General features: G+C 59.3%; 21 protein-coding genes and 2 pseudogenes. 10 read left to right on the forward strand and 13 right to left on the reverse strand.

The genetic code is table 11. The annotated features are described in order from the left end of the window. Window positions 1-161: 161 nt before the first annotated feature. The 6 genes and pseudogenes from ASB65_RS15720 to ASB65_RS15745 all read left to right on the forward strand — a co-directional run bounded on the left by ASB65_RS15720 (window position 162) and on the right by ASB65_RS15745 (window position 6,243). Window positions 162-935 carry a LamB/YcsF family protein gene (locus tag ASB65_RS15720; protein ID WP_060724593.1) on the forward strand — a complete coding sequence of 258 codons (774 nt, stop codon included), beginning with the start codon at window positions 162-164 and terminating at the stop codon, window positions 933-935. 15 nt (window positions 936-950) lie between these two features. Then, complete coding sequence (locus tag ASB65_RS15725; RefSeq protein ID WP_060724594.1) at window positions 951-1,805, forward strand: D-amino-acid transaminase; 855 nt, start codon at window positions 951-953, stop codon at window positions 1,803-1,805. Between the two features lie 417 nt (window positions 1,806-2,222). Next, entirely contained in the window at window positions 2,223-3,203 is a 981-nt protein-coding gene (locus ASB65_RS15730) for a TRAP transporter substrate-binding protein (RefSeq protein ID WP_060724595.1), read from the forward strand. 81 nt (window positions 3,204-3,284) lie between these two features. After that, a complete protein-coding gene (locus ASB65_RS15735; protein ID WP_060724596.1) occupies window positions 3,285-3,818 on the forward strand; it encodes a TRAP transporter small permease subunit in 534 nt (177 codons plus the stop codon). 21 nt (window positions 3,819-3,839) lie between these two features. Beyond that, a pseudogene (locus ASB65_RS15740) lies at window positions 3,840-5,123 on the forward strand (TRAP transporter large permease); the annotation flags it as partial. Between the two features lie 184 nt (window positions 5,124-5,307). Further along, entirely contained in the window at window positions 5,308-6,243 is a 936-nt protein-coding gene (locus tag ASB65_RS15745; RefSeq protein WP_060724598.1) for a dihydrodipicolinate synthase family protein, read from the forward strand. A gap of 59 nt (window positions 6,244-6,302) precedes the next feature. On the opposite strand, the gene ASB65_RS15750 is transcribed toward ASB65_RS15745, so the two are convergent. The 9 genes and pseudogenes from ASB65_RS15750 to ASB65_RS15790 all read right to left on the reverse strand — a co-directional run bounded on the left by ASB65_RS15750 (window position 6,303) and on the right by ASB65_RS15790 (window position 15,210). Then, window positions 6,303-7,142, reverse strand: a complete 840-nt coding sequence (locus ASB65_RS15750) for a MurR/RpiR family transcriptional regulator (protein ID WP_060724599.1) — start codon at window positions 7,140-7,142, stop codon at window positions 6,303-6,305. Between the two features lie 103 nt (window positions 7,143-7,245). Continuing rightward, window positions 7,246-7,923 carry an aspartate/glutamate racemase family protein gene (locus tag ASB65_RS15755; RefSeq protein WP_060724600.1) on the reverse strand — a complete coding sequence of 226 codons (678 nt, stop codon included), beginning with the start codon at window positions 7,921-7,923 and terminating at the stop codon, window positions 7,246-7,248. A gap of 69 nt (window positions 7,924-7,992) precedes the next feature. Beyond that, window positions 7,993-8,958, reverse strand: a complete 966-nt coding sequence (locus tag ASB65_RS15760; RefSeq protein WP_060724601.1) for an ABC transporter ATP-binding protein — start codon at window positions 8,956-8,958, stop codon at window positions 7,993-7,995. Window positions 8,959-8,961: 3 nt separating this feature from the next. Then, a complete protein-coding gene (locus tag ASB65_RS15765; protein WP_111797991.1) occupies window positions 8,962-10,023 on the reverse strand; it encodes an ABC transporter ATP-binding protein in 1,062 nt (353 codons plus the stop codon). Further along, complete coding sequence (locus tag ASB65_RS15770; protein ID WP_060724602.1) at window positions 10,020-10,910, reverse strand: ABC transporter permease; 891 nt, start codon at window positions 10,908-10,910, stop codon at window positions 10,020-10,022. Before ASB65_RS15770 ends, ASB65_RS15765 begins: the two co-directional genes overlap by 4 nt. A 2-nt stretch (window positions 10,911-10,912) precedes the next feature. Continuing rightward, window positions 10,913-11,866, reverse strand: a complete 954-nt coding sequence (locus tag ASB65_RS15775; RefSeq protein WP_060724603.1) for an ABC transporter permease — start codon at window positions 11,864-11,866, stop codon at window positions 10,913-10,915. A gap of 77 nt (window positions 11,867-11,943) precedes the next feature. Further along, entirely contained in the window at window positions 11,944-13,542 is a 1,599-nt protein-coding gene (locus ASB65_RS15780; protein ID WP_376905488.1) for an ABC transporter substrate-binding protein, read from the reverse strand. Between the two features lie 342 nt (window positions 13,543-13,884). Then, window positions 13,885-14,313 (reverse strand): annotated as a pseudogene (locus ASB65_RS29235) (LysR substrate-binding domain-containing protein); the annotation flags it as partial. 255 nt (window positions 14,314-14,568) lie between these two features. After that, complete coding sequence (locus ASB65_RS15790) at window positions 14,569-15,210, reverse strand: hypothetical protein (protein WP_139786541.1); 642 nt, start codon at window positions 15,208-15,210, stop codon at window positions 14,569-14,571. Window positions 15,211-15,804: 594 nt separating this feature from the next. Here ASB65_RS15790 and ASB65_RS15795 point away from each other — a divergent pair. Further along, window positions 15,805-16,116 carry a DUF736 domain-containing protein gene (locus tag ASB65_RS15795; protein WP_060724607.1) on the forward strand — a complete coding sequence of 104 codons (312 nt, stop codon included), beginning with the start codon at window positions 15,805-15,807 and terminating at the stop codon, window positions 16,114-16,116. A gap of 373 nt (window positions 16,117-16,489) precedes the next feature. Here the strand turns inward: ASB65_RS15795 and ASB65_RS15800 are convergent, their stop codons facing one another. The 4 genes from ASB65_RS15800 to traC form a co-directional block, all read right to left on the reverse strand. Further along, window positions 16,490-16,939 carry a WGR domain-containing protein gene (locus ASB65_RS15800; RefSeq protein ID WP_323131286.1) on the reverse strand — a complete coding sequence of 150 codons (450 nt, stop codon included), beginning with the start codon at window positions 16,937-16,939 and terminating at the stop codon, window positions 16,490-16,492. Window positions 16,940-17,025: 86 nt separating this feature from the next. Further along, the gene (gene traG, locus ASB65_RS15805; protein WP_060724608.1) at window positions 17,026-18,948 is read right to left on the reverse strand and encodes a Ti-type conjugative transfer system protein TraG; all 1,923 of its coding nucleotides are present in this window, start codon (window positions 18,946-18,948) and stop codon (window positions 17,026-17,028) included. Then, complete coding sequence (gene traD / locus ASB65_RS15810; protein ID WP_060724609.1) at window positions 18,935-19,150, reverse strand: type IV conjugative transfer system coupling protein TraD; 216 nt, start codon at window positions 19,148-19,150, stop codon at window positions 18,935-18,937. Before traD ends, traG begins: the two co-directional genes overlap by 14 nt. Window positions 19,151-19,154: 4 nt before the next feature. Continuing rightward, window positions 19,155-19,448, reverse strand: coding sequence for a conjugal transfer protein TraC (gene traC / locus ASB65_RS15815; protein ID WP_060724610.1), 294 nt, complete (start codon window positions 19,446-19,448; stop codon window positions 19,155-19,157). Between the two features lie 254 nt (window positions 19,449-19,702). On the opposite strand from traC, the gene traA reads away from it, so the two are divergent. The 3 genes from traA to ASB65_RS27430 form a co-directional block, all read left to right on the forward strand. Further along, complete coding sequence (gene traA, locus ASB65_RS15820; RefSeq protein ID WP_060724611.1) at window positions 19,703-23,026, forward strand: Ti-type conjugative transfer relaxase TraA; 3,324 nt, start codon at window positions 19,703-19,705, stop codon at window positions 23,024-23,026. Then, window positions 23,023-23,589: a conjugative transfer signal peptidase TraF gene (gene traF, locus ASB65_RS15825; RefSeq protein ID WP_060724612.1), complete on the forward strand. Its 567-nt coding sequence runs from the start codon at window positions 23,023-23,025 to the stop codon at window positions 23,587-23,589. Before traA ends, traF begins: the two co-directional genes overlap by 4 nt. Then, a partial coding sequence (locus ASB65_RS27430) for a nitrilase-related carbon-nitrogen hydrolase (protein ID WP_280940400.1) occupies window positions 23,579-24,046 on the forward strand: 468 nt, incomplete at its 3' end. The genes traF and ASB65_RS27430, both read left to right, overlap by 11 nt.

A 24,046-nucleotide genomic window follows, 5' to 3' on the forward strand; every position in this document is an offset into this window, starting at 1 on the left:
TCACGTCCACGCATGCGAATTCGATTCTCCCGCCAATCCTTCCTTGCTATTTCAGTATACCAATTGTATGTCAATGAAAAGATGCAATGAATGCGTGCTGCCTGATATCACGCGTATAAACTGGACGGGACCGGGTGCCATCTCGCCCGGAAAGAGGGGCTATGGCGACGATCGATCTGAACTGCGATATGGGAGAAAGCTTCGGGGCATGGACCATGGGCGAAGACGAAGCAATGATGGAGCTGATTACGACGGCAAACATCGCCTGCGGTTTTCATGCCGGCGATCCGGTTGTCATGCGCGACACCATTCTTGCTGCCAAGGCAAGGGGCATCGCGGTCGGCGCCCACCCGTCTTTCATGGATATTTACGGCTTCGGCCGCCGCCGTATATCCGGCGAACGCCCCGAGGATGTGGAGGCCCAGCTGATCTATCAGATTGCCGCGATGCAGGGCATGGCCGCGGCGCTTTCCTGGCCCATCACCCATGTCAAAACACATGGGGCGCTGGGCAACATGGCTGCCGTCGATCAAGATCTCGCGCAGGTCTGCATCCGGGCCATCAAAGCGGTGGATCCGTCGCTGGTCTTTATTACGCTGCCCTATTCGGAAACCATGAAGGCCGCCGAAAGAGCGGGGCTGCGCGTTGCCTGCGAAGTCTATGCCGACCGCACCTATGACGATACGGGAATGCTCACCTCCCGGCAGATGCAGGGTGCAGTGATCCACGATCCCAACCAGAGTGTGGATCAGGTTCTGTCCATGGTCTGCGACGGCGTAATCCCGACAACGGGCGGAAAAAAACTGCCGGTGGAAGCCGCCACCATCTGCGTTCACGGCGATACGCGCGGCGCCGTGGATATGGCGCGCGCCCTTCGTTCATCGCTCGCCCGACACGGGCTGCAATTTGCTCCTTTCGCCACATCAAACACCTGATCCGGGGACGTTCCATTGACACGTATTGTTTATCTGAACGGCGACTGGCTTGCCGAAGCCGACGCCAAGGTTTCCGTTTTCGACCGCGGCTTTCTGTTTGCGGACGCCATCTATGAAGTCACCGCCGTGATCGGCGGGAAGCTGATCGATTATGCCGGCCACAGCGCCCGCCTTCAGCGCTCGCTCGCCGAACTCGGCTTGACCTGCCCGCTCGAAGCGGAGGAACTTCTGGCCGTCCACCGTGAAATCGTGCGCCTGAACCAAATGGACGAAGGTCTGATCTATCTGCAAATCTCCCGCGGTGTGGCGGATCGCGATTTCGCTTTTCCGGCCAATGCCACGCCGACGATAACCCTCTTCACCCAGACAAAACCCGTGCTGGACAATCCGCGCACGGAAACCGGCATTGCCATCGCCACCATGCCGGACTGGCGCTGGGAGCGGCGCGACATCAAGACGGTACAGCTTCTCTACCCCTCGATGGCCAAGATGGAGGCGCTCAAACGCGGCGCGGACGATGCATGGCTGGTGGAGGATGGTTTCGTGACCGAAGGCAGCGCCGCCAATGCGCATATCGTCAAAAAGGACGGCACGCTGGTCACGCGCGAACTTTCCAACGCACTTTTGCACGGTATCACCCGCGGAAGCATTCTCGATCTTGCGCAGGGCGCCGGAATTGCCGTCGAACAGCGCGCCTTTACGGTGGATGAGGCAAAGGACGCAGCCGAAGCCTTTATCACATCGGCGACAAATTTCGCCATGCCGGTCGTCAAGATCGATGAAGCCATCATCGGTGGCGGCAAGCCAGGTCCGGTGTCGAAGACACTGCGTGAGCTTTACATAAAAACCCGCCTTGCGTCGGCGATCTGATTTTCAGTCCGCATGCAGTGGAGCCGCCGCGCCCGGCGGCTCCACAAGCCTGCCCCCTGCCCGGCGCATAGCGGCAACGCCTTGCCGGACACTCTCACGGCAGCCTTGCATCGAAAATGACGTGACGCCGATATCGGTTGCGCGCGACCCGCCGCGCAGGCTGAACGCTCCTGCCGATCCACGCCTTTTCGGTAATTCTCTGAAATGCATTCCATTGCCGCCAGCGCCATACAAAGGCCGGTGGGCAAGGGAATCCGCTCGAAATCGAACAAAGATTAATCACCTTATTGCGCCGCTCAAAAAACGCCCATATAGTCCCCGTCATTCGGAGTACGTGCTGTATACCGAAAATAACCGCGCCGTTCCGTCGCCAAGGAGCAGGAAGAGCCGGAAACAATAAGTGAGGGGATCACAACCATGAAAAACGCAATTCTCGCTGGGCTGACTTTGACGATTGCCAGCTTTGCAACCTCCGCATCCGCCGAAACGGCCTGGGACATGTCGGTCGTTTGGCCAGAGGGTAATTTTCACACCAAGAACGCGATAAAATTCGCTGAAACCGTAAAGACCGTCACGAATGGCGAGGTCGCCATCACCGTGCATTCCGGCGGGTCACTTGGCATCAAGGGCCCGGAAGGCATGACCGCCGTGCGCGACGGCATCGTTCCCGTCGCCGATATTCTGATGAGCCAGCAGGTGGGTGAAGCACCGGTACTGGGTGTCGAGACGCTGCCATATCTGGCCCCCACGATGCCTGACCTTGCGCTGCTGCACAAATTTTTCCGCCCCAAGATCGAGGAAGTCGCAACCTCGATGAACCAGAAGCTGCTTTACATGGTGCCGTGGCCAGGACAGGCCATCTATGCGCCGAAACCGATCGAAAAAATTGAAGACGTCAACGGCCTCAAGATCCGCGTCGTCGATGCGAACGGCCATAATTTCTTCCACGCCCTTGGCGCTCTTCCCGTCCAGATGCCATGGGGCGAAGTCGTCCCATCGCTTGCCGCCGGCACCATCAACGGTGTCACTACCTCCTCGTCGTCCGGTGTCGATGGCGCTTTCTGGGAGTTCATGAAAAACATGAGCACCTTCAACTGGCAGGCATCTTCCAACATCGTCACCGTCAATCTCGATGCCTGGAAGGCCCTGTCGCCTGAAAATCAGGCGGCGATCGAACAGGCATCAAAGAAACTCGAAGGCGAATTCTGGCTGGTCAGCCGGGCCGAGGACGAAACCAAGCTCGCCACCCTGAAGGAAAAGGGCATTACCGTCACGTCACCTTCTCCCGAACTCAAGGCCGCCCTCATCGAGCGCGCCAAGCCGCTGTGGGACGATTTTCTCAAGCGCGTGCCCGATGCGGCGCCCTATGTCGAAGCCTATCTGAAGGCGCGTAACTGACTTTCTCCCGTAGGAAATGAAAGGGCAGCCGGCAATCCCGGCCGGCTGTCCGCCTCCTTCTGCGCACTCCGGAGAAACATCATGAGAAATCCAGCCAGTCCCGCATTCGCAGCCATCATAACGCCGATCGACCGGTTGACGGAGGCTGCAAACCTGCTTGCAGCCCTGTCTCTCCTCGGCATTTTCATTCTCATCGCCTGCGAAATCCTTCTCAGAAATCTTGCCGGCTACTCCCTGCCATTCGCCTGGGATGTCGCCGCCTACCTGATGGCCACGAGCTTCATGCTCGCCGGCGCCAGCGCGCTGAAATCCGGTTCACATGTCCGCGTCACCGCAATAGGCGAGGCGCTTTCTTCAACCGGCGCGAGGCGGCTGGATATGGTGGCATGCCTTGTCGGTCTTGTTATCTGCATTGCGCTTTCGGTCGCATTGACGGACATGACCATCCTTTCCGCGCTGCGCGGTTCAACCTCCTCATCGGTCACCCGCATTCCGCTCGTCTATCCGCAGAGCGCACTCGCAATCGGCGCGATCATCCTGAATTTGCAGATGCTGGTGCAGTTCCTGCGGCTTCTTCGCGGCGAAACACTTTCAACCGGCCCGGGACTGGAATAAATCATGGGAAAGATCACCTTCAGCCTGCTCGGCCTGATGACGCTCATTCTGGGCACTGGGGTCTGGATCGGCCTTGGCCTGGTCGGCACGGGAGCTGCGCTGGCAGCACTCTATCGCCCCGCTTTGCCGCTTTTCAAACTACTGGCCCAGCAAACCTGGAACACCCTGGTTTCGCCGGAAATGCTGGCCCTGCCGCTCTTTATCTTCATGGCGGAAATCCTGTTCCGAACGAAGATTTCAGAAGCGCTGTTCTCCGGCCTTGCCCCCTGGCTTCGGCATGTGCCCGGTCGGCTTGCCCATATCACCGTTCTCGGCTGCACGCTTTTCGCATCCGTCTGCGGCTCATCCGCGGCCACCACGGCAACGGTCGGGCGCATCACCGCAAAAGAACTTATTTCGCGCGGTTATAACCGCGACCTCATCACTGGCAGCCTTGCAGGAGCGGGAACGCTGGGCTTTCTCATTCCGCCATCGACGATCATGATCATCTACGGGGTCATGGCGGAAGAATCGATCCTGAAGCTGTTCATGGCGGGCATCCTGCCGGGCCTGCTGATGGCCGCATCCTATATGGGCTATATCGGCGTCAGGGCGCTGATGAATCCTGCCCTCGTCGGGGAGGCCCTTGCGCCCACCACCTTCATTGAAAAGCTGGTGGCGTTGAAGGATCTGGGACCGCTGCTGCTGCTCATCATCGGCGTGGTCGGCTCGATGTATGGTGGCATCGCCTCTCCGACGGAAGCGGCCGCGGTCGGCGTCGGCGGCGCAATCCTCATCGGCGCTTTCCAGAAGACGCTGAACCTTTCAAACCTCATGCAGGCCGCGAAACAGGCGGCCGATTCCTGTGCCATGATCGGCCTCATCATGGTCGGCGCGATGTTCCTGTCGACCGTCATCGGTTATCTCGGCATGCCGCGCTACATCGCCGGCATCATCGAGGGCTGGGGCCTTTCGCCATTCATGCTTATCATCGTGCTCCTGATCTTCTACATCATCCTCGGCACGGTGATGGAAGGGCTGGGCTGCATCGTCATGACGCTGCCGATCACCCTGCCGCTGGTCATGGCGGCCGGTTACAGCAAGGTCTGGTTCGGCGTATTCATCGTCATCGTGGTGGAGATGGCGCAGGTCTCGCCGCCCGTCGGTTTCAACCTCACCGTCATCCAGCGCCTGACCGGCGACAGCATGGCCCGCATCACCCGGGCGACTATGCCGTTCTTCTTCATCATGTGCGCCTTTGTCCTGCTCATCGCCATCTTCCCGGAAATCGTTTCGATCGTTCCGGATATGCTGGCGAATAATTGACGCAAACGGTTTGCCGGCCAACACGCTCCCCTGCGCAAGGCCGACATCCACCCAGATCCGTCACGCTGCTGCGGTCCGTTCCGGATCGGCAGCGAAATCGCCAACCGACCCGGCGCCGCTGCGGTCAACCCCACGGGTTGGAACAGAACCCTTGCAACACAGGCGGCTCAAATAGGAACATGTCATGTCACTCATAAACTCCAGTACCAAGGGTGTGTTCGTCATTGCCTGCACACCGTTTGCCGAAGACGGTGCGCTCGACGGCGAAAGCATCGGCCGCATGGTCGACTTCTATTATGAAAAAGGCGCAGACGGGCTGACTATCCTCGGCATGATGGGAGAAGCACCCAAGCTCACCCAGGCGGAATCGATCGAAGTCACGAAGCTGACGCTGAAGCGTTCCGAAGGAAAGCCGGTGGTGGTTGGCGTCTCCGCACTCGGCCTTGCCGCTATCGGCGAGCTGACAAAGGCAGCCATGGATCTGGGTGCCGCCGGTGTCATGGTCGCTCCACCATCCGCACTACGCACCGACGAGCAGATCATCACCTATTACCGCAACGTGGTCGATACTGTCGGCGCCGACGTGCCTGTGGTGCTGCAGGACTTCCCGCTCTCCACCGGCGTTCAGATAAGCTCGAAAACGCTGGGCGTCATCTTCGAGGCCCATCCCAGCATCGTCATGCTCAAGCACGAGGATTGGCCGGGTTTACAGAAGATCACCGACCTGCGTGAAGCGGAGGCCAAAGGTCGTCGCCGCACCTCGATCCTGTGCGGCAATGCCGGTGTTTTTCTGACCGAGGAAATGCAACGTGGCGCCGATGGTGCCATGACCGGCTTCGCCTATCCGGAAATGATGGTGGATGTCGTCCGTCTCAGCAATGAGGGCAGATACGAGGCCGCACAGGACTTGTTCGACGCCTATCTGCCGCTGATGCGCTACGAACAGCAGCCCGGTCTTGGCCTTGCAGTGCGAAAACATGTTCTGGCAAAACGCGGCGCTATCGCCAGCGCGACCCAGCGTCGTCCGGGTCCGGCGCTAAGTGTGCTTGCCGTAAAGGAAATCGAAAAGCTGATCGAACGTCAGGTGCATAAACTGGACTTGTTGCGTGGACGGACTTAATCCACTGTCGTTGTGCGCGGCATCGGTTTTCTGATTTCCCTGGAGATACAAGTCGAGTGTCACAGTTCGTCCAGTGTTTCGTTGAGTGACTCGATACTGCGCAGGCGGATACGGCCATTCGTACCAGCCTTTTCAAGGCAACGGGTGATGAGAATATGGCAAAGGGCCATCACTGCCGTATGATTGAACAGCGGGCCTGGCGCCAGCGTCTGGCACTGAAAATGCCAAGCCGCATTCGTCTCAAAGGGGGCTCCCTCGTCGGTCACGTAAAGAAGCTGCGCCTTTGTGCGTCGGATATGATCAATGATTGCATTGGATTGGGTGGTTCTGCGACGCAGCCCGAAGAAAACCACGACATCATTTTCGCCGACGCTGACCAGATGTTCGCCCATGGTCTGTCCGGCACCCGGGATGACAGCGATGCTTTCGATGACCTGTGTAAGCTGCCATTGCAGATAGGCTGCAAAGGGGTGGCTGCTGCGGAAGCCTATTACCCAGACCTTGCGTGCATGAAGCAGCGCGGTGACGGCGCCGTCGAGTTGGCTTTCCGAAATTCCGAGAAATGTTGCTTCCAGATTGGCAACAGCCTGTGCGACATGTGCCTTGATCGATTGTTCCGCCCCGACATCGGTAGCGCTTGCCAGGAAGAGCCGGGAGCCCGTTTGCTTTTCCGCCCGGGCGTGGCGTCTGGCTTCTTCGTAATTCTCGTATCCAAGCCGCTTGATGAAACGTGTTACCGTTGCCTTGGAAACATGCGCGAGGGCTGCAAGCTCCTGAGCTGAGTAACTGGCGAGTTCGCCAGGGAAATCGCAGACAAACTCTCCAATCCGCTTTTCGGCGGGATGAAGCTCCGGCAGGGCCTGCCTGACGCGAAACAGAAACGATCTTTCCTTTGGCACGGGATACTCCGGCAAACTCTCAACGCACCAAGCTTCAGCCGCCGTCACACGGCTTGCAACAGAAAAAGCAACGAGGTGCACGATCGACAACGTCGGATATCCATCACCGCTGCAAGGTCGATGCGTGGCTTTCCATTTCCAACACCTCAACAAGACGTTCCACCGCCGAACGGATCGGTGCGATAAGGGGCGCCGAGAGGACGCGTTGCAGATCATCGGCCGCCTGGCCGAGCGGCCCGCCGCCGATGATAACCACATCGGCACCGTCCTTTTCGATACATTCCCGAGCCGCGATTTCGAGCGCCGCGTGTAACGCCTCAGGATCTGAAGCAAGTCGTTGCGGATCTCCCTTCGTCAATCGGGTGCCGGTGAAGAACGATGCGACGCCGAATGTCTGCGCCTTGGCAGCAAAACTCTCGACAAGGTCGGGCGTCACAGTGGCGATCCCGAAACGTCGCCCACCGGCTGAAGCCTCCATCATGCTGGCATGGCAAATCCCGACCGACGGCAGACCGGTTACGGCCGCGAGACGCTCCAAACCCGGATCGCCGAACGCGCAGACGATCAAACCGTCGTTACGACCTGCCAGTTCGAGCCCCATTTCCACGACGCCATCGGCGGCGGCAGCCAATTGGGCATCATTGAGGATCATCGGCACGCCACGCCCTGCCGTCACCCCCTCAATTTCAAAGCTCCCCGGCAGGTAGCTGCGGGCGATGTTGGTCATCATCGCCGTGGTGGCGTGCGACGTATTCGGGTTGATAAGTCCTATGCGTTTCATCATTCCTGCGAGACCACGAGGGGTCACCCGCCCTATCTGGTTTCTATGGCGACCGGCGCTTACGCGCGTTCAATTCGGGAAAAGACATGCGACACCCGCCCGGCCGGAAAGTGGAGCGAGTGGCGGAACCTGCGTGCGGCAGAGATCCTTGACCTGTGTACAGCGTGGTGCAAAAGCACACCCCGGTGGCATGGCGGCCAGATCGGGTGGTGCCCCAGGAATGGTGATCAATCGGTCACGTCCATCGGCGAGTTCGACGCGGGCGCCAAGCAGGCCCTTCGTATAGGGATGACGCGGATTGCGGATGATATCGCCGACCAGCCCCTCCTCCACAATACGACCGGCATACATGACCGCGACACGGTCCGCTACCTCGGCCGCCACGCCGATGTCATGGGTGACGAAGATGACTGACAGGCCATATTCCCGTTGTAGCTCTCTAATGAGCAGCAAGATCTGGATTTGAACCGTCGCATCGAGTGCGGTCGTCGGCTCGTCGGCCAGCAAGACCTTGGGATTGCAGGCAAGCGCCATTGCGATCATGGCACGCTGAAGCATACCACCCGACATTTCGTGAGGATAATTGGCAAGGCGCCGCTCTGGCGAGGGAATACGGACTTTCTGGAACAGCGCAAGCGCCCGCGCAGCGGCCACACTGCGAGACACTTTTTCATGCCGCATGATGGTTTCCTCGATCTGCCGACCAACTGTGTAGACGGGATCAAGTGCAAGACGAGGCTCCTGAAAAACCATGGAGACCACAGCCCCTCGCAAATCGGCAAGCGCACGGTTGGACAGCCCCAAGACATCACGCCCATCGATGGTCATGCCACCTTCGATCAGCGTCCCCCTGGGGTGAAGCCGCAGCAACGAGCGCATCGTCACGCTCTTGCCCGAACCGGATTCACCAAGCAGTGCGACCACTTCTCCTGGTTTTACGGACAGGCTAACACCGCTGACGGCCTTTACCGTCTTTCCGCCACGCCGAAATGTCACCGAAAGGCTGCTGATATCGATCATCGCATCATTCTGCATGGGTCATGCCTCCATCATTACAGGCGCGCGGCTATGACCGGAGCCAGGCACCGCCGTGAGACAGGCTGCCGCCTGATCAACGGAAATATCGGTCAATGGTGGCAACGTCCGTTGACAGACATCCTCCGCAAGACTGCAGCGGGGGTGGAAACGGCAACCGGACGGTGGATCGATCGGGTTCGGCGGATCGCCCGTCAACGGCGGCGCTTCGGTTCGCTCGGCCGGGTCCATTTTCGGCATAGAGGCCAAAAGCGCCGCCGAATAGGGGTGAGTCGTATTGCCGTAAATCGCGTTGCGACTGCCGACTTCCGCCACCTTGCCGAGATACATGACCATGACCCGATCGCACATGAAGCGGACGACGTTGAGGTCATGCGAGATGAACAGATAAGTCAGGCCGAAGTCGCGTTTGAGATCGAGAAGCAAGTTGAGCACCTGCGCCTCCACCGATTTGTCGAGGGCCGAGACCGCCTCATCCAGAATGACGAGGCGAGGCTTTATCGCCAGGGCGCGGGCGATATTGACGCGTTGGCGCTGACCGCCAGAAAGCTCATGTGGATAGCGGCCTGCGAACCGGGACGGCTCGAGGCCAACGCGGTGCAGCAGATCATGAGCCGCCGCAATTGCCTTTGCGGCCGGCGTTCCATGAACTTTTGGGGCAAAGGCAATGGATTCCTCGATTGTCAGCCTCGGATTGAGGGAGGCGTAACTATCCTGAAAAACCATCTGGACCTGACGGCGATAGGCCGAAAGCGGCAGGGCACCTCCAACCGTTTCACCGTCGAAGAGAATTTCGCCTGCGTCCGGTTCGATCAGTTGCATGAGAAGTCGCGCCGTCGTCGACTTGCCGCAGCCGCTTTCACCGACGACGCCCAGCGTCTCGCCCTTCAGGATATCGAAATCGACCCCGTCTACCGCGCGTACCACTTTCTTTGGCTTGAGAAAGCCGCTGCCCTTGACCGGGAAGTGTTTGAGGAGCCCGCGAGCGGAGATCAACGGCTGGGCAGGGCCGCCCCGTTCACCAACTGGCAGTGCGAAAGCCGGTTTTCCTACGATGCTGATCATGACTTCACGTCCATGGCTGTGCGCAGCCCGTCTGAGAAAAGGTTGAAGCAGATCGAAGTGATGAAGATCATCACGCCGGGAAGAGCCGCGACGAAGGGATTGGTATAAATCGCCGTGCGCAGCGTGTTGAGCATCAGGCCCCATTCTGCATCAGGCGGGCGCACTCCAAGCCCAAGGAACGACAGGCCGGAGGCAAGGATCATCGACACCGAAATCAGGCTCGTGGCGAAGACGAAGATCGGACTGAGGACGTTTCCAAGGATATGGACACGAATGATGGTGAAGGCCGCAGCACCCGATGCGCGTGCCGCATCGACATAATCCAGCTTGCGCACCTGTGTTGTCACGCTTTCGGCGACGCGGGCGATCTGCGGAATAAATACAACCGTCAAAGACACCAGCGCGTTGGTGAGACCGGACCCGAGTGCTCCCGAAAGCGCGACGGCAAGCAGCACGGATGGAAAGGCATAAAACACATCAACCGTGCGCATGATCAGGGTGTTTGTCAAACCACCAGCGTAACCGGCGGTGATACCGATTGCCGAACCGATTACAAACGCGATCGGCACCGGCACGACGCCCATGATCAGCGACAGCCGCGCGCCATAGATCAAACGCGACAGCATATCGCGGCCGAGTTCATCGGTACCGAGAATATATCCCTCCGTTCCAATCGGTTTCAGGCGGCGGATCACACTACCCTTCGCTGGGTCGTAAGGCGCGAGATAGGGAGCGAAAAGGGCGATCAGGACGAGAACAACGAGAAGTGCCAGCGCCGCCATCGCGACCGGATCGCGACTGAGGCGCCTCAAAACGCCGCTCCAAAAACCGGGGGACTTGGCAATTCTCTCGACGGGAATTTCGGATGCTGTGGTGATGGCAACCATGGTCAGCTCCTCTGAATGCGGGGATCGATGGCGCTCTGCAAGACGTCGACCAGAAGATTGAGGACGACGAAAAACATTGCCAGCACCAGGATGGTGCCTTGCAGGATCGGCAGGTCACGGGTGAAAATTGCACCGTTCAGAAGAAAGCCCGTGCCAGGCCAGGAAAACACCGTCTCGATCAGGATTGACCCACCGAGAAGATATCCCAGTTGCAGACCCATGACGGAAAGTGCTGTTGGCGCGGCATTCCGTACCACGTGGCGCAGAATATGACCTCGCAACAATCCCTTGGCCGCAAGCGCCTGGGTGAAATCCTGGGCAAGAATATCTGCCACCAGAGAGCGGATTGTACGGGCAATGATGCCCATTGGAATGACCGACATGGTGACTGCCGGCAGCACGAGATACTGGAGATAATCCCAACTGAAGCTTCGACCCGACGACCCACCCGGACCGCCCCCCATTGCCGGCAGCCAGCCCAGCGTAACGGAAAAGGTGATGACCAGCACCATGCCCAGCCAATAATGCGGCACGCTCACGCCGAGCATGGATATTCCCGATGACAGGCGATCGACCCACCCACCGCGAAAAACACCGGCAAGAAACCCGAGTGTTGCTCCGCCGACGAAGCCGATCACCGCCGCGGACAGGGCAAGAATGATCGAATTGATCGATGCATCAATGATGTCGGCGAGAACAGGACGCCCTGTTGCAATCGACGTACCCAGATCGCCCTGCACGGCATGCCATACCCAAAGCGCATATTGGACCGGCAAAGGACGGTCGAGACCGTAGAACGCACGCATCTGCGCCTGCATGTCGGCGGAGGCGTCCGAAGGCAGGATCGCAGCAAGCGGATCACCGGGGGCGATATGGATCAGCATGAAGCAGACAATGCTCACGCCGATCGTGACGGGAATGACATGCAACAGTCGTTTTAGTGCGTAGAGCAGCATGATGTCCTCGTGAGAGTCAGATCGGGCATCGAAAATGGCAGGGCGGGTAACGAACCCGCCCTGCCACCGCGCAAAAATCAGGGATCGATGGAGATCGTCGAAAAATCCTGGAACCAGTTCTGTGCCTGAACAAAGCCCTTGACCTTGGTGGACATGGCGCGCGGGTTGACGTCGTGTGTCACCATCAGGAAGAGCGCGTCATCGACATATTTCTCATGGATCTTCTGGAGCACCTTGTCCTGCTCTGCCGCATCGAAGGTGGTGCGTACCTGACTGAACAGGGCATCCATATCCGGATCACAGTAAAAACCCCAGTTGGTGCCGTTCGGCGGCGCCAGATTACACTGCGACTGGCGGATCAACGCTGTGAAAGGGTCCTGGATGAAGTAGCTGTAGTTGACGGCCGTCGCACCCTTTGCACTTGGGTCTTTGGCGCCGGCGCGCCAGATGTTGATGACCGTGTTCCAGTCGGCAACCTCGTATTCGACATTGATACCGATTTCCGACAGGGTCTGCTGGATGTATTCGTTCATGGCGAGCGGCAACATCTGGCCAGAACCGGAGGAAGAAATCACAACCTTTGTGGTGATGGGCTTGTCCGGGCCATAACCAGCTTCGGCCATCAGCCGCTTGGCTTCCTCGACGTTATATTCGAGCTTGAAGGTCGGCTTGCCGAACCACTGATGGCCAGGAGGCAGATAACCCTGAGCCGGGACAGAGAGGCCGCCGAGCAGTTCATTGAGGCCTTCACGGTCAACGGCAAGGTTGGCAGCCTTGCGAACGCGGATATCGTTCCAGGGCGACCCTTCGACGCGCGAAAGATGCCATGTCCAGTTATGCGGATAGGAATTGGTGACGATGTTGAATCCGGCACTCTTCAGCGACTTGACGGAATCCGGCGCGGGCGCCTCGATCCAGTCGACCTGACCAGACCGCAGAGCCGCCACGCGCGTGTTGGGTTCTGGAAGCGGGACAAGCACCAGTTTGTCGAGCTTCGGCACACGCGCCTTGTCCCAATAGTCCTTGTTGGGTGTCAGTTCAGCGCGCTCACGTGGTGTAAAGCCGCTTTCCATCTTCCACGGCCCGGTACCGGAAGGCTTCTGGGCAACGGCATCCCAGTTCTTGCCCTGCGCTTCCCAGTTTGCCGGGGAGGACATGAGAACCCAACTCAACTGATAGGGAAGCGTCGCATCGGGGCTCTTGGTGATGATCTCAACCGTCAGCGGATCGATGACCCTGTAGGAGGCAACCGCCGGAATGCGAGACTTGCCCTGTGCTGACTGACGCTTGTCGAACTGCGGCGCATCCGTCACCAGCAGTTTGTCAAGGTTCCAGACCACTGCCGCGGCATCGAATGTGCTGCCGTCATGAAATTTCACGCCATCACGCAGCTTGAACGTCCACTTGGTCTTGTCATTCTGATCGACGTCCCACGAAGTCGCAAGCGCCGGGATCAGAGCAGAGGGCTTGTCTGCGCTCGAAAGGTCCCATTCAATCAAGGCATTATAGAGTGTGTACCCCATGAAGCGCTGGCCTTCGCCGCCCTGGTCGGTCTGGCCTGTGGTGAGCGGTATATCGGAGGCGGTCATGCCGATACGAAGCGTCCCCGCCGCCAGGGCTTCAGACACATGCCCGGCCATCAGCGAAACTATGGCGCCGCCCGCCAGCGCCGCCATCCGCAGACCTTTCACCATAGGAGGCATCTTCCCGGATATCTGCATCATGCTGTTCCCTCTTTTTGTTTACCCCTGGGCCCTGCCCAGTCGAAAAAGAGGATGCAGATTTCATGCCAATTTTTATGAAACTGTAATTTCATATTATTATCAACATGATGAGCAAATCAATCGACTGAAGACAAATAAAAACTCAAATCAATAGAACGCAAAAATTCTAGGCTATGCCGCATTTTCAGCTGTGTATCTTGGACCAGGACGGTTGCAACATCTCCGCTACAACTGATCGCGCTCAGGCGCTGATCTTCCTTCTGTGCCGCGACGGAATGTCCGAAAACTGTTTCACTATCCCATACTTCCGGCAAAGCGTTCCGGCCACTTTTCACGCTGGAAGGCTTCCACGACGAAATCGATGAAAACGCGAGTTTTAGCGGCAGAAGCGTACGGTTGGCGTAGTAGATCGAGATCGGCCCGGGCATCGGCATACCAATGGGGCAGAACCCGCGTCAGATCCGCGCTTTCCAGATAGGAAAGAGCGTCGGGCTTGGCGATCATCGTCACCCCCATGCCAATCAGCGCCCATGCGCATTGCGGCAGGATTATTGACCACCACCGTGGCCCACAGCCTCCGGGTTCTTCCCTCCTCGCCGCATCACGCATCTGCCACTGCCGGTGCGGCCTGTCCGCAGCGAGCACGTGACGATGCCCTCCCTCCGGCAGTACCGAAGGGTCGTGAGGTGGTATCTTGCCCGCCATATAGGAAGGCGTGGCCACCCGTCATCGCGGTCTTCCGCTTCAAAACTGGTCTTCTGACCGTGTTGGCTGCGAGCGCGCTTATCGGTCTTGCCCGTGGCCTCGCCTTTGGAGTTCATCCATGAACCGCACCTCCCCAAGAATTGCGACCGTCTGGCGGGGCGACCGCGAAACACGTCGTACCGCGACGCCCCGGAACAAATCGGTATCACAGGATTTTCGAGAAACTCAGCGCGGTTGGCATGGCACCCGCGAAACACTGGACTATGGCTCCAATTATCTGCGAAAGTGCCTAAACCACGCCCGCACCCTGAGTGCATCATCAAATCCTGGCCCGCCGGACGCAATAATGGGGACGATGGCCTGAAGGGCAACATAGATCACGTAGAGAATGACAATAGTGTACCAAAGTATGTTGAACACGAAAGTTAGGCCCGCTCCCGCTGTCAAAAACACAACCAGGTTGTTCACGATCCAGAAGACAATGGTTCCGGCCAGAATGCGCAATGGAGTCAAAAGAAACAGCTCCAACCTGCGCAATACTTTCACATCTTCGGCTGGCAGCGGATCCGAGAAATAAACGTCGGCCCGCAGTCCACGAAAGGTCAGAATAGCTCTTTGCGGGTTTGATCGTTTGGGCAAACGAGCCGAGTGTCCGGCACCACGAAGCAGAAGACTGTCCGGTTGTCCCCTCACCGCCACAATCGTTCGACCGGTGCTGAGCAATACCAATCCGAAACTCAGCCATAGCGCAAAATCATAAAGCCCCGTTACATCGCCAGGAGAAAATCGTTGGAAGAGCCCGTAGACGGCCCACACCGGCGTAACGACAAGTGAAGTTCTCAACGGAAACCAAAGAAGCTCAAATACGCGTACACGTCTGAGGTTCGACGATCCGTTAGATTGTTGACTACCCAAATACTTGAGCCTCCATTTGTGCTCTTACTTTCGCAAATTGCATGCCGAGATGCAATCTGACCGTCCTCGCGGGCCGGCAGAGTAAGCTGAACGGGCGTAATCAGCCGCCTGTGTCGCATCGTTAGTAACCTTACAATAACAGCTCCAGTGCGTATGGAGGGAGCGCGGGAGGGCCCACGCTATCCGCTGGAAGAAGCGCAACTCCCTGCCCGGCAACCACTCGACCGGGTTCTACCGCCCGGCGTGGAGAATGGGCAAAGAATTCGCCCCGGGGACCGTTTCAGCGCGGCAAGCTGGTGACAAGTGCCGACATTGCCGGTTCCTTCCATCAGTGTCACGGGCCACGTCCTTCGCGGGCTCGATGAGGCATGTCTGATCGGTGAGCGGCTTCGCCTCGATCGTTCTCCCGCAACGACCCTCCGAAACTTTCTTCCCCTGCGGCTTTGCCGCATTCCTCGCGCAACAACAAAGCTCCTCCGGGCCGCCCTCCACGTTGTTTCGTCCTTGCAGGTGCGGTCCAATCGTCCCCGATCTTTGCGACAGCCATCGAGGCCGCGAAGGGCGCGGTCCGAAACAAACGAAAGGAACATGATAATGGCAACCATCGGCACCTTCACCACCTCTGAAAGCGGCTTCAACGGCTCCATCCGCACGCTGGCCCTCAACGTCAAGGCTCGCATCGCCCGCATCGAAAGCCCCTCCGACAGAGGCCCGCACTTCCGCATCTATGCGGGTAACGTCGAACTGGGTGCAGCCTGGCAGAAGCGTTCCGCAGAGACCGAACGCGACTACCTCTCGGTCAAGCTGGACGACCCGAGCTTTCCGGCTCCGATCTACGCTACCCTCTCCGAAGTCGAAGGTGAAGACGGCTTCCAGCTCATATGGTCCCGACCCAACCGTGACTGAAGTCCTCGAGGCTCCGCCCACGGGCGGGGCCTCTTCAAACTACAGGAGAAGGCGGTACCAAGGCATCGAGCCCGGTTCCGGCCTTTCGGTGAGATATGGAGACGAAGGACGCGGCTTGGATCGCCCGAGGTTGCCTGTTCGACTGACGGACTCGATGAAGAACGATCACCCGCCCCGACCAACTTTCGATGCCGCGACATCGCCAATTCGAAAGCAGAATCTCCGATGCAAAAACTCGCCAGATTCCTCGTCGCCATGGGTGTCGTTTTGCAATCCCGGCAAGGTGATCGTTCGCTTTTCCGCAAGGGAAAGCTCTGGCCATGGCCGTTTCGGCGGCCGCTCTTTTTTGTTCCGGCTTCGACGCCGCTATCAATCAGCTCAATGGTCGTTGTGCAATAGCTCTCGGTCGGTAGCCTCGTGCCCTCTTCTGCCGCGTAAGGTCGAGAAACAGTCTGACCGCCTCTTCCTCCCGTCCAAAATTTTGGATCATCATTTGCCCCGATGTTCCGATTCTTCCCCATCGTCTGGTCAGACAGGTTTCCCCGAACAGCGATACGGAAATCTGCATGGCGTAGAAACGGGCCATGTTCTTCGCAGCGTCAATACGTTCGACGTAGAGTTGGTAGGGTTGGATCATCATCGGCACAGATTCGCCGATCGGCAGCAACACGTCCAACGACAGTTTTGAATCATTGGGTGTCAATCGATTCATCGTCGTGATGTTTCGTGTAACCAAAACGATTGTTCGGGCGAGACGACCAAGGTCGAAACGGTGGTTGTCGGGTTTGCGATTTTTCCTGGATGATACGACGGTCTTCTGCACCAAACTCTCCCCCTTTCTCGATGGCAGACGTTATATTGCTCGCAGTTGCATCGTCTTTGCGGCATGTGTCGAGTACCACCAGTCCTTCACGTTTCCGGGAGTGAATGAAACCGGTTTTCGCCGACGCATGCCTTCATGTCATCACGTCGAAACCAGAGCGCGCGGCCACAGCGGAGCGGTGCGTTGCCGGCGGTGAAGACGATCTGTTCATCCGCACGCATGCGCAGGACCTCATGCGGCTGGATCAGCGCTCTTGCGGCAAGCTGCTTCGAGCGCGTCCGCGACGATCCCTTTGCCTGAAAACTACGGCTGACCTGGTCAACCTCGACCGTGGTCATACCGCATCGTTTCGATATGTAGTCGGCGGTCTCGGGATCGTTGATCGCTGCAAACGATATCCAGCTGGCGCTCTCGAACCACTTGCTCGTCGCATCGCGACCCCCATAGGTCTCGCGCATCTGGCCGAGCGACTGATAGATCATCGTCAACGTGATCCCGTATTTGCGACCCGCGTCGCGCGCGGTTTCCAGGATTCGCATGTAGCCAAGGCGGGCGACCTCATCGAGGAGGAACAGCGCGCGTCCCTCGATCTGGCCGTCAAGATTGTAGATCGCGTTGAGAAGCGAGCCGATGATCACGCGCGCGAGGCCGGCATGGGTCTCCAATGTCTTGAGGTCGAGGTTGATGAAGACATCGCTGTTTCCAGCGGCGACGTCGCTGGTCGAGAATTTCCGGCCTGAGACAAGTGCCGCGTAGTTCGGATAGGAAAGCCAGTGTGTTTCCTTCACGGTATTGGCGTAGACGCCGGAGAAGGTCTCCGGCGTCATGTTGACGAAGGCCGCGACATTTTCCTTCACAAAGTTCGAGCCGGAATTCTCGTAGATTTCCTGCAGCCGCTTGCGCAACGTCGGCTCGGGCTCTGAAAGATTCCTGCGCACCCGCCGAAGCGTCTGATCCCTCTCATCCGTGTAACCGGAGAGGCAGACATCGGCGATGAGCGCGGTGAGCAACTGCAGCGCCGATGCCCGGAAAAAATCGTCACGAACACCCCGCGGCCCGCCGCCCTCGCTCATGACCCATGACGCGACCGAGGCGATGTCCTCTTCCTTCGTTCCGCCGAAACGGCCAACCCAGTCCAGCACATTGAAGCCGACGTCGGGTTTCCTCGGATCGAGGACGAACATGTCCCTTCCCGCTCCGCTGCGATACGCTGAGACCATCGGTGCAACCTCGTTCGAAGGGTCGAGCACGATCAACGTGCCACCCCATTTGGGCGCCGTCGGTATTGTCCCCGAGGTTGTCTTGAAACCGCCGGACCCGGCAAGGACGACCCCGTGCGCCGAGCCAAAAGAACCGCCGAAGCACAGCAAGGGTGACTTCCCGCCGGCACCCCAGGTCTCTGCATTATCGGCTCGAAACGCGTGGGCGGCGATAGCCTCCTTGTCGACCCGATAACGTTCGCCAATGACCATGCCGCCGGCGTCCGGAAACAGCTTTGCCGCTTCTGCGAGCGTCATCCAGTCCGCCTCGCCATGAAGTGCTCGCTTCCCCCGAATGCGTTTCGGCGCGACGCTTGCAAAGGCCGAGTTGCCGATCAACACAACGCGGGGCGCGAAGCAGGCAGAGAGAAACGTGGCGCTCGCTCCAATCGACGTTGCTGGATCGAGATAAGCGAAGACCGTCTTGTCGGACGGCAGTGTCTTTGCGAAGGCAGAAAGTCGGATTGTTTCGCGGATGGCTGCAATCAAGGCTGCCCCGCTGCTCCCTGCAACGACGCCCCAACCTGCCTGCCTGATACTGATCGAACCGGCACTTGCGAATAGAAAGACGATCCCGATCGCCGCGCTGGCCACATAGGGCAAGGCAATGCCCGCCCGCCCCCATGCCAGTCGTGCGGCTTCTGTGTTGCCGAGGCCGGAAAGCCGGTGCTCGATCCCGGTCATTCCGATCACGACCAGGATCATCAGCGCCGCTGGCACGACAATAAGCGCAATCCTATTGAGCGTCATTGCCGAAGGCCTCCGCCCCGATCGCAATGAGCCTCGACCGCTCGCCCTCGTCGCCCTCGATGCGGCGGGCGATGTCGATCAGCGCACCGAGCAGCAGCGCTCGCTTCTGGTAGCGCAGTCCGGCTTTGACGATCAGGCCGCCAAGCTCGATCTTTTCCCGCGTATCCTTCTTGCGGGCCTCGGATGTCATCGTCCTCGCCATCCGCTCAAGCCTCGCCATTCCCGCCCGCATCCGCACCAGCCGGGATCGGTGCGGTTTGCTGCGAGGCGATAACTGATCCTCCCCTTTCTTTTCCGATCGAAGCAGGCCTGCTTTCGCGAAACCGTCTGGTCACGTCCTCGAAGGTCGCCTGAAGCTCCCCCTCATCGATCTCGATGTCCCCAAGGCCCGCCTTGAGCGCGATACGGCCGATGCGCTCGGCTTCCCTTGTCTCGGCAAGCTTGAGTTGTTCCTGCAGCCTGGCGATTTCATCGCGGATTTTCGAGGATGGTTTCTTCATTCCGTTCGTCTCCCTGGGTGAGAAAGCCTGTCTTTCGAACCCAGTTTTTCGCAACAGGGTGCGGAACGCACTACTGTTAATCCTGCAATCGCCAAGGGCGATGCTTTGGTGAATGATCCCGGCCGTTTCGAAGAAGCGGCTTCCAAGGGCGCAATTATACGTCGCTGGCGCGACGCTCTGCTTTTCCGCCCCGGCGGGGCCGTTACTTCCGACGAACCAATTGATCTCGTTTGCAACCGGGAAAGAATTCTGCCGTGGCCATCCCCCATTTCTCTGTCAGTGTCGTCGCCCGCGGCTCCGGCCGTAGCGCTGTCCTGTCGGCCGCCTATCGGCACTGCGCCAGGATGGAGTTCGAGCGGGAGGCTCGCACCGTCGACTATCGCGCCAAGCAGGGTCTCGTCCACGAAGAGTTCGTCATCCCTGCCGATGCCCCGGGATGGCTGCGAACGATGATCGCCGATCGCTCGGTCGCCGGTGCGTCCGAGGCTTTCTGGAACAAGGTGGAAGCGTTTGAGAAGCGCTCCGATGCGCAACTCGCCAAGGATGTCACCATCGCTTTGCCGCTCGAGCTGACCTGCGAACAGAACATCGCGCTGATGCGCGATTTTGTGGAACGACATATAACGCCGCAGGGAATGGTCGCCGACTGGGTCTATCACGATGCGCCGGGCAATCCGCACGTCCATCTCATGACCACCTTGCGGCCACTTACTAAAGACGGGCTCGGCGCGAAAAAGATCGCTGTGTCCGGTCCGGACGGCGCGCCGATGCGCAACGATGCCGGCAGGATCGTCTATGAGCTTTGGGCCGGAAGCCTTGAAGATTTCAACGCGTTTCGCAATGGCTGGTTTGTCTGCCAGAGCAAGCATCTGGCGCTCGCCGGTCTTGATATCAGGATTGATGGCCGTTCCTTCGAAAAACAAGGGATCGATCTCGAACCAACCATTCACCTGGGCGTCGGCACGAAGGCGATCGAGCGCAAGGCGGATCGATCCGGTGACAGGCAGGAGGATATTGCCGGCAAGGTCGAACGCATCGAACTCCAGGAAGAGCGCCGTGCCGAGAACGCACGTCGCATCCAGCGGCATCCTGAAATCGTGCTGGACCTGATCACGCGGGAGAGAAGCGTCTTCGACGAACGCGATGTGGCAAAGATCCTCCACCGCTATATCGACGATGCAGGACTCTTCCAAAGCCTGATGGCGAGGATCCTGCAGAGCCCGGAAGCACTTCGTCTCGAACGAGAGCGGATCGGTCTTGCAACGGGTATCCGGGCGCCGGCAAAATACACCACGCGTGAAATGATCCGACTGGAAGCCGAGATGGCCAGTCGTGCGATCTGGCTGTCGCAGCGGTCCTCGTATGGCGTCCGCAACGTCGTGCTCTCGGCGACCCTGGCACGTCATGACCGGCTTTCGGATGAGCAGGAAACAGCGATCGAGCATGTCGCAGGACCCGAGCGGATTGCTGCGGTGGTCGGCCGCGCCGGCGCCGGCAAAACGACGATGATGAAGGCAGCGCGTGAAGCCTGGGAAGCAGCAGGCTTTCGCGTCGTCGGTGGCGCGCTTGCCGGCAAGGCAGCCGAGGGACTGGAGAAGGAAGCCGGCATCGTCTCTCGCACCCTGTCGTCCTGGGAGCTCCGCTGGAGCGATGGCCGCAACCAGCTTGATGACAAGACGGTGTTCGTGCTGGACGAGGCCGGCATGGTGTCGTCACGGCAGATGGCACTATTCGTCGAAGCCGTAACGAAGACCGGAGCCAAGCTGGTTCTGGTCGGTGATCCGGAACAGTTGCAGCCGATCGAGGCGGGCGCCGCCTTCCGCGCGATCGCAGACCGGATCGGCTATGCGGAACTCGAGACCATCTATCGCCAGCGCGAGCAGTGGATGCGCGACGCCTCGCTCGATCTTGCGCGCGGCAATGTTGGTCGAGCGATCGACGCCTATCACGTCCACGGGCATTTCAACGGGTTGGACCTCAAGGCACACGCGGTCGAAAGTCTGATCGCCGATTGGAACCGCGACTACGATCCCTCGAAGACCAGCCTGATCCTCGCCCACCTGCGCCGCGACGTTCGGATGCTCAACGATATGGCGCGGGCCATGCTGGTCGAACGCGGCATCGTCGCCGAAGGTTTTGTCTTCAGGACCGAGGACGGAACGCGCAAGTTCGCCGTCGGCGACCAGATCGTATTCTTGAAGAACGAAGGCTCGCTGGGCGTCAGGAACGGCATGCTGGCAAAGGTTGTCGAGGCGGCGCCTGGCTCTATCGTCGCTGAGATCGGGGAGAGTGACCACCGCCGTCAGGTCGCGGTCGAGCAGCGCTTCTATGGCAACATCGATCACGGTTACGCGACGACAATCCACAAGAGCCAGGGTGCGACCGTCGATCGCGTCAAGGTGCTCGCATCACTGTCGCTTGACCGGCATCTCACCTATGTCGCCATGACCCGTCATCGAGAAGATCTTGGCGTCTACTACGGTCGACGGTCTTTTGCCAAGGCGGGCGGGCTGATCCCGATCCTGTCGCGGAAAAATGCAAAAGAGACGACCCTCGATTACTCGGCTGGTCCCTTCTACCGCCAGGCACTTCGTTATGCCGAAGCTCGCGGCCTCGATCTCGTCAGGGTCGCCCGAAACCTGGTTCGCGACCGGCTCGATCGGACGGTTCGGCAGAAACAGAGGCTGGCCGGTCTCACCGCCCGCCTTGCCGCAATTGGCGAAAAGATCGGCTTCAGGCGCACAGCAACCCAATCGGATTCCAGACCCTTCACGGAGACGAAACCCATGGTCTCAGGCATCACCACTTTCGCTAAATCACTCGCGCAGGCCGTAGAGGACAGGCTCGCCGCCGATCCCGGCCTCAAGAAGCAATGGGAGGATGTGTCGACCCGCTTCCATCTCGTTTACGCGCAGCCGGAAGCAGCCTTCAAGGCGATCAATGTCGACGCCATGCTCAAGGAGCAATCGGTCGCGCAGGCCATCCTTGCAAGGATCGCTGGCGAAGCCGAGAGCTTCGGTGCGCTGAAGGGCAAGACCGGCCTTCGGGCCAGTCGCACGGACAGACAGGATCGGGAAAAAGCCATCGCCAATGTGCCGGCGCTCGCCCGAAACCTTGAACGCTACCTTCGTGGGCGGGCAGAGGCGGAACACAAGCATGAGACGGAGGAGCGTGCCGTACGCTTGAAGGTGTCGGTCGACATCCCGGCGCTCTCACCCTTGGCCCGGCAAACGCTCGAACGCGTCCGCGATGCGATCGATCGCAACGATCTACCCGCCGGCCTCGAATATGCGCTGGCCGACAAGATGGTGAAGGCGGAGCTCGAAGGGTTCGCCAGGGCTGTCGCCGGACGCTTTGGCGAACGGACCTTCCTGCCGCTGGCCGCAAAAGACACCGATGGCAAGACCTTCGAAACCGTCACGGCAGGCATGACCGGCGGCCAGAAGGCGGAGGTCCAGAGCGCGTGGAACTTCATGCGCACCATACAGCTACTTTCCGCGCATCAACGCACCACCGAGGCGCTCAGGCAGGCGGAGACGCTGCGCCAGACGAAGAACCGGGGGCTATCGCTCAAATGACGATCTGTGTCGAAACACGCCGGGCCATGACACCGCAACAGCGGCGAGCGATCGTGATCATTTCAATTGCGGCGATGGTGGCCATTCTGGCGACGGTCGTCGCCTTTGCCGGTGGCTACCGCATTAATCTGACCCAAAGCAAGCCGCTCGGTATATGGCACATTGCCCCGCTCCATCGACCCGTGGGTGTCGGCGACATCGTGTTTATATGCCCACCGGAAACAGCGGAAATGCGGGACGCGAAAGCGCGTGGCTATCTCCGCTTCGGTCTTTGCCCGGCCGGTCTTGCGCCTCTCATCAAGACGGTGATCGCAGTCGCGGGACAGCATGTCGAAATCGGTGCCAGCGTCAGCGTGGACGGGCGCATGGTTTCCTCTTCACGTCTCGCGCAACACGATGGAACGGGTCGGAGGTTGCCGCCGTTTGCCAGTGGTATCGTGCCCCCAGAACATGTTTTCCTGCATTCCGCCTTTCCCGGTTCCTACGACTCCCGATATTTCGGTCCCCTGCCTGCCTCAGCTATCCTCGGTCTGGCGCAGGAGGTACTCACCTATGCGCCGTAAGCGCCTTCAATCGATGCTTCTGACAGGGGCTGCGGCCATCGCAGGTGCGGTGGGCTGGAGCGGCTATACCCTGCTCCTTCCCGTCGCCCTGGCGTTTCCAATCCTGTGGTCGAAAGCACGAAGCAGACCGGAGGCAATGCTTGTGTCATCTGGATATTTTCTGGCAGCATCACGCGGATTGCCGCAGGGCGTTGCGGCGTTCTATTCGTCAGATCTCTGGCCGGGTTTATTGCTCTGGTTGTGTGCTTCCTTCAGCTTTGTCACCCTGCATACACTCCTCTGGACAAGGACTGCCGGTGCGCTTCCGTGTCGCTATCTTCTGGCGGCCGTCATTGTGGCCATCCCGCCGTTCGGTATCACGGGTTGGGCGCACCCCGTCACGGCCGCGGGGGGTCTGTTTCCGGGATGGGGGCTGGCTCTCAGACACCTCTGCCGCTGCCGCCGGGCGGTCTGGTGG

Origin of the sequence: Agrobacterium tumefaciens str. B6, assembly GCF_001541315.1 — a bacterium.
In the GTDB taxonomy this organism is placed as follows: Bacteria; Pseudomonadota; Alphaproteobacteria; order Rhizobiales; family Rhizobiaceae; genus Agrobacterium; species Agrobacterium radiobacter.

Bases quoted from the DNA above. Each gene is read 5' to 3' on its own strand.
- ASB65_RS15720 (WP_060724593.1), top strand. From the start codon at position 162: ATGGCGACGATCGATCTGAACTGCGATATGGGAGAAAGCTTCGGGGCA.
- ASB65_RS15730 (WP_060724595.1), top strand. From the start codon at position 2,223: ATGAAAAACGCAATTCTCGCTGGGCTGACTTTGACGATTGCCAGCTTT.
- ASB65_RS15735 (WP_060724596.1), top strand. From the start codon at position 3,285: ATGAGAAATCCAGCCAGTCCCGCATTCGCAGCCATCATAACGCCGATC.
- ASB65_RS15745 (WP_060724598.1), top strand. From the start codon at position 5,308: ATGTCACTCATAAACTCCAGTACCAAGGGTGTGTTCGTCATTGCCTGC.
- ASB65_RS15755 (WP_060724600.1), bottom strand. From the start codon at position 7,923: ATGAAACGCATAGGACTTATCAACCCGAATACGTCGCACGCCACCACG.
- ASB65_RS15760 (WP_060724601.1), bottom strand. From the start codon at position 8,958: ATGCAGAATGATGCGATGATCGATATCAGCAGCCTTTCGGTGACATTT.
- ASB65_RS15765 (WP_111797991.1), bottom strand. From the start codon at position 10,023: ATGATCAGCATCGTAGGAAAACCGGCTTTCGCACTGCCAGTTGGTGAA.
- ASB65_RS15770 (WP_060724602.1), bottom strand. From the start codon at position 10,910: ATGGTTGCCATCACCACAGCATCCGAAATTCCCGTCGAGAGAATTGCC.
- ASB65_RS15775 (WP_060724603.1), bottom strand. From the start codon at position 11,866: ATGCTGCTCTACGCACTAAAACGACTGTTGCATGTCATTCCCGTCACG.
- ASB65_RS15780 (WP_376905488.1), bottom strand. From the start codon at position 13,542: ATGGCGGCGCTGGCGGGCGGCGCCATAGTTTCGCTGATGGCCGGGCAT.
- ASB65_RS15795 (WP_060724607.1), top strand. From the start codon at position 15,805: ATGGCAACCATCGGCACCTTCACCACCTCTGAAAGCGGCTTCAACGGC.
- traG (WP_060724608.1), bottom strand. From the start codon at position 18,948: ATGACGCTCAATAGGATTGCGCTTATTGTCGTGCCAGCGGCGCTGATG.
- traD (WP_060724609.1), bottom strand. From the start codon at position 19,150: ATGGCGAGGACGATGACATCCGAGGCCCGCAAGAAGGATACGCGGGAA.
- traC (WP_060724610.1), bottom strand. From the start codon at position 19,448: ATGAAGAAACCATCCTCGAAAATCCGCGATGAAATCGCCAGGCTGCAG.
- traF (WP_060724612.1), top strand. From the start codon at position 23,023: ATGACGATCTGTGTCGAAACACGCCGGGCCATGACACCGCAACAGCGG.